This window comes from Thermovirga sp. (genome assembly GCA_012523215.1).
GTDB lineage: Bacteria > Synergistota > Synergistia > Synergistales > Thermovirgaceae > 58-81.
The window spans coordinates 1-9,813 of sequence record JAAYIZ010000062.1 but is presented as its reverse complement, the minus strand read 5'-3'; the positions used below and the strand labels follow the sequence as shown (position 1 = coordinate 9,813).

The following is a 9,813-nucleotide window of genomic DNA, read 5'->3' as shown; positions in this document are numbered from 1 at the left end:
GGCCTTGCCAAGGCCGCGAAGAAAGCCGACAGGCCCGCCTCCGAGGGGCGTGTTTTCAGTTACATACACACCAATGGAAAGATCGGCACCTTGGTCGAGATCAACTGCGAGACCGATTTCGTGGCCAGGACCGATGTGTTCCAGGAGCTGGGCAAGGAGATCGCCATGCAGATTGCGGCGTCGGCGCCCTCCTACCTCTCCCCCGAGGATGTTCCCCAGGAGGACCTCGACAGGGAAAGGGAGATCTATCGCCAACAGGCCCTCGACGAGGGAAAGCCCGAACATATTCTGGACAAGATCGCCGAGGGACGTATTGCCAAGTTTTACGAGGAAAGCTGCCTGATGGAGCAGAAATATATCAGGGATCCCGAACGAAAGGTCAAGGACCTCGTGATCCAGGAAATTGCCAGGTTGGGCGAGAACATAGTCGTAAGGAGATTCGCCCGTTTTTCCATAGGAGAATAGGGCTTTCGGGGCGGGGCGCGAGACCCCGCCCTTTTTTTGCTTTTTCCCCAAGGGAGGTGCGCGCTCCATGGCTTCGTATAACAGGGTCCTCCTCAAGCTTTCCGGAGAGGTGCTGGCAGGTGATTCGACTTTCGGGCTGGACATGAAGGCCATCAGCAAAATCTGCGGCGAGATAGCTTCCCTGGCGGAAAATGGCCTGGAGATAGCCATGGTGGTGGGCGGGGGCAACATATTCCGGGGCGCCCAGTCGAGCGAGGAGTACCTGGACAGGGCGCAGGGCGATTACATGGGCATGCTCGCCACCGTGATAAACGCGCTGGCCCTTCAGAGCGTGCTTGAGCGCCTCGGTGTTCCCACCAGGGTCCAGACGGCCATCGAGATGAGGGAACTGGCTGAACCCTTCATCAGGAGAAAAGCCCTCCGGCATCTTGAAAAGGGCAGGATAGTCATCTTCGCGGCCGGGACGGGGTCGCCCTTCTTTTCCTCCGATACCGCCGCGGCCCTTAGGGCGGCCGAAATATCCGCCGATTGTCTATTGAAGGCCACCAAGGTCGATGGTATATATGATAGCGACCCGGCGAATAATCCCGACGCGAAACTGCTCCCCCGGGTCACCTACGCCGAAGCGCTTCAGAAGCAATTGAAAATCATGGATGCGGCCGCCTTTTCGCTCTGCATGGAGAACCGGATTCCCATCCTGGTCGCGAACATCCTCAAGGAGGGAATGCTCCGGGATATCCTGATCCTTGGCAAACAGGCCGGTACGGTCGTCCATTTCGAAAAGGAGTGTTGAACATGGCTGATCAGGAGATCAGGAAGATGAAGGAAAAAATGGAAAAAGCGGTCGAATACCTCAAAAAGGAACTCCTGGGTATCAGGACCGGAAGAGCCCATCCGGCACTGGTGAGCGACATCAAGGTCGACTACTATGGAAATCCTACCCCCCTGTCCCAGGTGGGTTCCATTACAACGCCCGACGCGAGGCAGATCCTCATCACTCTTTGGGACAAGAACGCTGTAAAAGCGGCGGAGAAGGCCATACAGGCGTCGCCCCTGGGGATCAACCCCTCGGTGGACGGCGAGAACATCAGGCTTATCATCCCCGAATTAACCGGCGAGAGGCGGGTCGAGCTCACCAAGCTAGTCAGGAAGTGCGCCGAGGACGCCAGGATCGTCGTAAGGAATTTAAGACGGGAATCGAACGATGTCCTCAAAAAGATGGAAAAGGACGGCACTTTGAGCGAGGACTCCCTGCACGATTACCTGGAAATGAGCCAGAAGGCCACCGACGATGTCGTGAAAAGGATCGACGGGATCGCCGCCGAAAAAGAAAAAGAGGTCATGGAAGACTGACAATCCTTCTTCACTATTAGTGGCGGGGGCGTCCCTGGCCAGGGGCGCCCCTCGCATTACCTGGCCTCGATCGATGCCAGGAATCTTTTAAACCTGGTCATCCCCTCGCGGATCTCAGCCTCGGAGTTGGCGTAACTGAGGCGGATATGCCCCGGGGCCAGGAAAGCGGTCCCCGGCACCGCCGCGACATATTCCGTTTCGAGAAGGGCCTCGCAAAAATCTCCGTCATTCTCCAGCACCTTCCCGCCCGAAGTTCCCCCGATGGCAGGGGCGATGTTCACGAAGACATAAAAGGCCCCTCGGGGTTCGCCGAAGGAGACCAGGGGCATCTCCCGGAGGAGTCCCATCATTATTTCGCGGCGGCGGGAGAACTCCCCCCTCATCCGGAGAGTATCCTCCTCGGCCTCTCGCAGCGCGCCCAGCGAGGCCCACTGGGCTATGGAGCAGGCGTTGGACGTGAGGTGTCCCTGTATGGCCCCGATCTTCGGCGCCAGCCACCGGGGCGCGAGGGCATAGCCTATCCTCCAGCCGGTCATGGCGAAGGCCTTGCTCACGCCGTTGATCTGGATGGTGCGGTCCATGACCTCCGGGAGCAGCGATGCTATGTTGTGGTGCTTCGAGTTTTCGTAAACGAGCCTCTCGTAGATCTCGTCAAAGATGATCCAGAGATCGTGTTCCAGGGCGATCTCCGCCATCTCGCGAAGGGTCTTTTCGTCGTAAACGGCGCCCGTGGGGTTGTTCGGCGTGTTTATGAGCATTCCTGCCGTCCGGGGTGTAATCGCCTCGGTGATCCTTGAAGCCAGGGGTATATTCCCCGTAGCGGTGGTGTCGACCACGATCTCCCTGCCATCCAGAAGGCGAACCTGTTCTACGTAACTGACCCAGGCCGGTGAGAAAACCAGGACCTCGTCGCCGGGATCCACCAGGGAGGCCAGCGACCCGTAAATCAGGGGTTTAGCACCGGGCCCAATGATGACCTGGTCATTGGAATAGTCCAGGTCGAAGCGATCCGAGTAATAGGAGGCCACCGCCTCGCGAAGCTCGGGAATGCCGCTGGATTGGGTGTAGTGGGTCTGCCCCTCCTGGATCGCCCTCTCGGCATAACTCGCGGCCGCCGGGGGAGAGTCGAAGTCGGGTTCACCCGCTCCGAAGGAAATGACCGGTTTCCCCGCATTTTTAAGGGCCTTCGCCTTGTTCACCACCGCCAGGGTTGCCGACGGCTCCATCCTGGATGCTCTTGCCGAGACCTTCATGGAATCCCATCTCCGTTCCTTTCGTGATCAGGGGCGTAAATTTACTTGGTCATTATAGACCAAGAGGGAAATAGATGATGCCTGTATAAGTGGAAAGCGGCATAAAGGTGAATTAGTAGAATCATTGTAGGGCCGAACCTTCGATGGTAAAATCTGATCCATACCGTTTCCTGAAACCATCGTGGATTGGGGGGAAAATCATGGATGTCAGGTTTGTCACGCGCAATCTCGACCTGCAGGACGAACTTCGGAAATATATGGAGAAAAAGCTAGAAAAACTGGAAAAATTTTTTGACCGGATCCTCGATACCCAGGTGGAGGTGAGTTCCAATCGCGGCATGAAGGTGGTTGAAATAACCGCCGACGTGAATGGCGTGATCATGAGGGGCGAGGACTACGCCTCCGATATCAGGAAGGCCTTCGACAAGTGCCTGAAGAATATCGAGCGCCAGATCAAGAAGCACAAATCCTTCCTGAAGGAAAAGGCCAGGATGAAGACCGCCGAGGTATCCTTCGAGATCGAGGGTTTTGTCAACGAGCTCTCCGAGCCGGAGGAAAAAAGGGAAGGGATCGTGAAGACCAAGAAGTTCCCCTTCCGTCCCATGACCCCCGAGGAGGCGACCATGCAGATGGACCTCCTGGGTCATACCTTCTTTGTGTTCAGAAACGCCGATAACGGCAGTGTAAACGTGGTCTACAGGAGGAAGGACGGAGGCTTCGGACTCCTTATCCCCGAAGAGTAACCAGGCATCCCGCGAAGGAGGACTAACCCGACGGGTGGGGCCACCGCGACCCCGCCCTTTCATTGAAACCTCCCGGTTATCCCTGGCGACGGGCCGCCTGTCGATCGCCCCGTGATCGCCCCGGATCATGCCCTTTCGTACCAGGTTTTCGCGGTTCCGGCCATCGGCCTGTCCGCGCAAGACCTGGTTGTCCTTTGGTATTCCATGGCCGTGGGGCGATGGACCCGCCCGGGGAAGGACCTCCGAGGGGTTATACTTCTGAGACGAGGATCGAGGGGGGGCGGCGGCGCCCGAAGCCTGGGCCGGGAAGCGATCCCGGAAGCATCAAAGCCCGTCTTCGTCCCGGGAGACAGCGGAGAGGTTCAAGATAAAATGCATGAGTTGTCGCTGGTCGGCGCTGTGATCGAATCCCTGGAGGAGATGGCCAGGGAAAGGGGATGGAAGAAGGTGACCAAGGTCACCCTAAAGATCGGTCGGATGAGGCAGGTCATCCCCGAGGTGATGGTCTTTTCCTTTTCCGTGGCCACCGAGGGCACGATCATGGAGGGCTCCTCGCTGGAGATACTGGAGGTGCCCGTCACGAGCCGGTGCCTTTTTTGCGGCGAGGAATGGGATGGCCTATCCTTTACATGTCCCCGCTGCGGCAGCGATCAGATCGAGACCGCCAGCGGCATGGAGATGGACCTGGAATCGGTGGAGGTGGAAGAGTGATATGCCCAGAAGAATAGCTATACAGCGGTCGGTCATGGCCGCCGATGAAAAAATAGCCGAAAAGATCAGGAAAGATTTTTCAAAAAGGGGAGTTCTGATGCTCAACCTTATCGGTTCCCCCGGCTCCGGCAAGACGGCCCTGCTCGAAGAGACCCTGAAAGACCCGGTCTTCAGGTCGGTGGTCCTGGAAGGCGATGTGGCTACATCGAGGGACGCCGAGAGGATAGCCCGTACGGGAACCCCGGTGGTGCAGATAAACACCCGGGGTGGCTGTCACCTGGAGGCCAACCTGGTTGAAAAGGCCCTGGAGGATCTTGAAATGGAGGGCGTCGACGTCGTCTTCGTCGAAAACGTGGGGAACCTCGTATGCCCGGCGGAATTCGACCTGGGCGAGGACCACAAGGTCGCCCTTTGCAGCGTTCCGGAAGGGCCGGACAAGCCCCTCAAGTACCCCCACCTCTTCATGAAGGCCGAGGCGGTGCTGCTCACCAAGGTGGACCTTCTCGAGCACCTGGATTTCGACAGGAATCTCTTCTGGAAGGATGTAAAGGAATTGAACCCCCGGGCCGAAAGGCTGGAAGTATCGGCCCTCAGGGGAGACGGCATGGCGGAGTGGATCTCGGTGGTGGAACGCTGGATCAGGGCGAAAAGACCATGAATCGGAATGGCGCCCCGGACCTGACCGCGTCGCTCAATGATAGCCAGGCGGAAGCCGTCCGTTACTGTTCGGGGCCGTTGTTGGTCCTTGCCGGGGCCGGCAGCGGCAAGACCCGCGTCCTAGCCCACAAGTTCGCCTGGCTTGTCTCGGAGCAGGGCCTGGATCCCCGTTCAATCATGGCCGTGACCTTTACAAACAAGGCCGCCCGGGAAATGCGGGAGAGGATCAGCAGGCTTTTGGACGTCGATCTCGAGGGTTCGGACGTCGGGACCTTTCACTCCTGGGGCCTTCGCTTCCTTATAAGGAACTACCGTGACCTCGAAAGGATCACCGGTCGAAGGGCCACGACGGTCTATGACCGAGCCGATACCAGGTCCCTGGTGAGGTCCGTCATGAAGGAGCTCAATATCGACCCCAAGCGGTACGAACCGGGTTGGATGGTGGAGCGCCTTTCCAGGGCCAAGAGCGAGGGGGATCCGCGGTACCTCACCGCGGGCGAAAGCGATTTCCCGGTAGGCCCGGTCTTTTTGAAGTACCAGGAGGGATTAGCCAGGCAGGGCGCGGTAGACTTCGAGGACCTGCTTCTTTTGCCCCTGCACCTTTTGCTTAACGATGGCCCTTTGCTCGAAAGGGAGAGGGCGCGCATCAACTGGATACTCGTGGACGAATACCAGGATGTCAACCGCCCCCAGTACCTCCTCCTGAAGGCTTTATCGGCGGGACGGGACAGGATAATGGTCGTCGGCGACCCGGACCAGTCGATTTACGGCTGGCGGGGGGCCGATATGAACATGATCCTGAACTTCGAAAAAGATTTTCCCGCCGCCAGGGTCTTCGTGCTGGAGCAAAACTACCGTTCCACATCGAATATCCTTGGAGGAGCCAACGGCGTCATCAGGAACAACTTCCGCAGGAAGCCGAAAAAACTCTGGACCTCCAGGAGCGACGGGGAGAAGATCCACGTCCTCCTGGCGGATAACGAAAGGGTCGAGGCGGCCTTCATAGCCGAAGAGGTGCTGAGGCTGAAGGGGCTGGGTTTCAGGTTCGGGGACATGGCCGTGCTGTACAGGATTAACGCCATGAGTCGCCTCTACGAGGAGGTTTTTCTCCGCAACGATATCCCCTACAGGATAGTCCGCGGAACGGCCTTTTACGAGAGGCGGGAGGTCAAGGACGCCCTTTCCTTCATGCGGCTTGCCGTCAACCCCTTTGACGAGGCAGCCCTGGACAGGATAGGCAATACGCCCTCCCGGGGTTTGGGAAAAAAGTCCCTGGAGAAGTTGAAGGATTACATCCATGCTTCGGGAGAAGGGGGAATTGAATTCTGGACCAGGCTGTCCAGGAGCGGGGCCGACCTCCCCGGCAGGGCGGGAAAGGGAGCCATGGAGCTCGGGGCCCATATGGTTGAGATCATCCAACGGAGCGAGGAGATCCCCTCTATCATAGAATATATTTTGGAGGGGATAGGTTACGAAGGGGAACTGGCCAGGATGGACCCCGAAGGCTGGAGGGAGAGAGTGGACAACATACGCGAACTCCTCTCGGTCACTTCCTCCGCGGAAGGGCTCGAAAGGATGCTCGCTGAGATAGCCCTGGTGACCGACCTGGACCTGGTGCCCGACGAGGCGGAATCGGTAAGCCTGATGAGCCTCCATGCCGCCAAGGGACTGGAGTTTCCCGCTGTCTTCATGGCCGGCCTCGAGGAGGCCCTGTTTCCCCATTACCGGTGCATCGATGACCCCGACGGCCTTGAAGAGGAGCGACGGCTTTGTTACGTGGGCATGACAAGAGCCGAGGAAAGGCTCTACCTGACCGCGGCGGGGAGCAGGGTCCTTTTTGGGACGATTCAGAGGAACGGCTTCTCCAGGTTTCTCTGGGAGATACCCGAAGAATTCAAGGAAACCGGGGAAATGAGCGGGGAGGAAGCGTCCTATGCTGGTGATAGGCCTTACGGGAGACGTTGGGGCTGGTAAGTCGACCCTGTCCTTCGCCTGGGCATCCCAGGGAGCCAGGGTCATAAGCGCGGATTCGATCGTGGCCGAACTCTGGGAGAGAAAAGACCTGGCGGACCTTGCCGTGGAAAGATGGGGGACATCCATCCTCACCCCGGGGGGGACCCTGAATCATGGGGCCGTCTCCAGGGTGATCTTCGACGATGAGAAGGAGTACCGTTGGGCCTGCGGGATTATCCATCCCCTCGTCGGGGAGGAAATGGAAAGGCGAATCGATGATCTCGACGGATGGGTCGTCGCGGAGATACCCCTTTTGTTCGAAAAGGGGGTACCGGAATGGATCAACCTCACCGTTTACGTGGAGGCGCCGGAGGAGGAAAGGATTCGCCGCAATGCCGCCCGTGGGTGGGACAGGGAGGAACTCCACCGGCGGGAACGCTGGCTTCTCGAATCGAAAAGCAAGAAGGAGATGGCGGACCTCGTCATCAGGAATGACGGCACCCTGGAGGAACTGGAGGCGAGGGCCAAGGCTCTCGGGTTGCGTTTTCTCTCCCTTTCCTCTCTAGACAGGATCTGCTTCGAATCGGCCACGCCGGAGGTTTGCCGCCGCCTGTTCCGGGAATTGTCCAGGGACGAAAGGGTCATCGAGGTGGGGATGGCCACCGACGAGGATTGCGAAGTCAGGGACGCTTCCCGGGGCGATCTCGGCCTGGTAGTCACGGCCTTCGTGATGTCCGACGACCTGGAGGGAATAAGGTCCCTGGTCGAAAAAATCGGCGACGGTGGCGTCGCCCTCCGTTCGCGCCCGGCGGAAGCGGGGCGGCTTCCCAAGGATGTTTTGTTGCGGGCCATGAAGGGAGAGAAGTGTTGAAGATCATCACCACCCATATCGGTGCCGATTTCGATTCCCTGGCCAGCATGGTGGCTGCCAAAAAGCTTTACCCGGGAGCCCGGGCCTGCTTCTCCGGTTCCGCGGGGAGAAATGTCAGGGAATTCCTCAAGAGGACGCCGGGAAGGTGGGAGATCCTGACGCCCAGCCAGGTCGAAATGGACAAGATCACGATGCTCATCATCGTCGATGCGCGATCCCCCGCCCGGATCGCTTCCTTCGCCGGCATCCTCGATCGCCCGGGACTCGAGGTCCATGTCTACGACCACCATGCCGCGGTCCAGGAAGAAATTGAGGCCTCCTTTTCGCTGATCGAGCCCGTGGGGGCCACGACCACCATCCTCGTAGAGAAACTTCTTGAAAGGGAGATTCCCATCTCGCCCCAGGAAGCCACCCTTTTCGCCATGGGCATTTTCGAGGACACGGGGGCGCTCACCTTTGGCGCGACCACCGAGAAGGACTTCCGGGTCGTCCTGGAATTGAAGAACCTGGGGGCGGACATGACCGCTATCCCCGCCTATATAGAACTCTCACTGGACAGCTCCGAGAAGAGAATACTCGACAAACTTATAGAAAACGCCCGGGAGAGATACATCCACGGCGCCAAGGTGGTCCTCTCCTCCATGACGAGTTCCGCCTACGTGGAGGGCCTCTCCCTTTTCGTCCACCGCCTCAGGGACTATTTCGACGCCGACGTGGCCCTCGCCGCCGTCCAGATGGAGAAAAGGGTGTACGTCGTAGCCCGGGGCCGAGAGGAAGTCCTCAATGTGGCCGATTTTCTTTCTCCCCTCGGAGGAGGAGGGCACTCCCAGGCCGCGGCGGTGACCCTGACCGGCGTCACTCCCCAGGAGGTTCTGGCGGACCTCGAGGGAAGGCTCGAAAAATCCATCCAGCCCCTGGTGACGGTGGGCGAAGTCATGACCAGCCCCGTGATGGTTATCTCGCCGGAAAAATCGGTGGAGGACGCTTACCGATTGATGATCCGGTACGGACACTCCGCCCTTCCGGTGGCGCTTGAAGGCAAAGTAAAGGGGCTCATCACCAGGAAGGACCTGGACCGCGCGAAGACTCACGGCCTTGGCGCGGCCAGGGTCGAGGATTACATGACGGAGGATCCGCTGACCATCGGCCCCGGGGCGTCCGTCGCCGAGGCGCACAGGATCATGGTTTCCCGCAACATCGGCAGGCTCATGGTGACCAAGGACGATCAATTGATGGGGATAGTCACCAGGACCGATATCCTGAGGGCCCTTTTCCCAAGGTCCCTGCCCGCCGAGACGAGGACGGTGGCCCCGGAGATGCCCTGGGTGGAGAACCTTTCGGGCTTGATGGCGTCCCTTCTCAAGGATCCGGTTTCATCCCTCCTGAGGAGGATGGGGGAGAGAGCCACCTCCATGGGGATGAGAGCCTACGTTGTCGGCGGTTTCGTCCGGGACCTGCTCCTCGGGAGGCTGAACGAGGACCTGGATATCGTCATCGAAGGGGACGCCGTGGCTTTCCTCGAATCCTGGATAAAGAACGGAGCCCGGGTTGCGATCCACCAGAGATTCCGGACGGGGACCATCGTTTTCCCCGACGGGCGAAAGGTGGACGTGGCCACCGCGAGAAGGGAGTTTTACGAATACCCCGTCGCTCAGCCCCAAGTCTCCATCGATTCGATCGAGCATGACCTTTACCGCCGGGATTTCTCGGTCAACGCCATGGCCCTGTCGATAACGGCCGGGGATTGGGGCACGCTGGTCGACTACTTCGGCGGGAGGCGTGACATCAAGGACAGGCTTTTAAGGGT

The 9,813-nt window shown here is 59.0% G+C and carries 10 protein-coding genes; 9 read left to right on the top strand and 1 reads right to left on the bottom strand.

Features of this window, described 5'->3' with window-relative positions:
- From GX108_02040 to frr, 3 genes are all read left to right on the top strand, one after another.
- Positions 1-465: elongation factor Ts (locus tag GX108_02040; GenBank protein ID NLO55827.1), on the top strand; the 465-nt coding region annotated here is incomplete at its 5' end.
- A gap of 67 nt (positions 466-532) precedes the next feature.
- Complete coding sequence (locus GX108_02035) at positions 533-1,258, top strand: UMP kinase (GenBank protein ID NLO55826.1); 726 nt, start codon at positions 533-535, stop codon at positions 1,256-1,258.
- A gap of 2 nt (positions 1,259-1,260) precedes the next feature.
- Positions 1,261-1,818, top strand: coding sequence for a ribosome recycling factor (gene frr / locus GX108_02030; GenBank protein NLO55825.1), 558 nt, complete (start codon positions 1,261-1,263; stop codon positions 1,816-1,818).
- 56 nt (positions 1,819-1,874) lie between these two features.
- Here frr and GX108_02025 read toward each other — a convergent pair whose 3' ends face one another.
- Positions 1,875-3,071, bottom strand: coding sequence for a pyridoxal phosphate-dependent aminotransferase (locus tag GX108_02025; GenBank protein NLO55824.1), 1,197 nt, complete (start codon positions 3,069-3,071; stop codon positions 1,875-1,877).
- Between the two features lie 200 nt (positions 3,072-3,271).
- Between GX108_02025 and raiA the strand changes: the two genes are divergently transcribed.
- The 6 genes from raiA to GX108_01995 all read left to right on the top strand — a co-directional run.
- Entirely contained in the window at positions 3,272-3,814 is a 543-nt protein-coding gene (gene raiA, locus GX108_02020) for a ribosome-associated translation inhibitor RaiA (GenBank protein ID NLO55823.1), read from the top strand.
- 372 nt (positions 3,815-4,186) lie between these two features.
- Positions 4,187-4,525, top strand: a complete 339-nt coding sequence (gene hypA, locus GX108_02015; GenBank protein NLO55822.1) for a hydrogenase maturation nickel metallochaperone HypA — start codon at positions 4,187-4,189, stop codon at positions 4,523-4,525.
- Position 4,526: 1 nt separating this feature from the next.
- Positions 4,527-5,183 carry a hydrogenase nickel incorporation protein HypB gene (hypB, locus tag GX108_02010; protein ID NLO55821.1) on the top strand — a complete coding sequence of 219 codons (657 nt, stop codon included), beginning with the start codon at positions 4,527-4,529 and terminating at the stop codon, positions 5,181-5,183.
- Positions 5,180-7,156: a UvrD-helicase domain-containing protein gene (locus GX108_02005; GenBank protein NLO55820.1), complete on the top strand. Its 1,977-nt coding sequence runs from the start codon at positions 5,180-5,182 to the stop codon at positions 7,154-7,156. Before hypB ends, GX108_02005 begins: the two co-directional genes overlap by 4 nt.
- Positions 7,116-8,006 carry a dephospho-CoA kinase gene (coaE, locus tag GX108_02000; GenBank protein NLO55819.1) on the top strand — a complete coding sequence of 297 codons (891 nt, stop codon included), beginning with the start codon at positions 7,116-7,118 and terminating at the stop codon, positions 8,004-8,006. Before GX108_02005 ends, coaE begins: the two co-directional genes overlap by 41 nt.
- A partial coding sequence (locus tag GX108_01995; protein NLO55818.1) for a CBS domain-containing protein occupies positions 8,003-9,813 on the top strand: 1,811 nt, incomplete at its 3' end. The genes coaE and GX108_01995, both read left to right, overlap by 4 nt.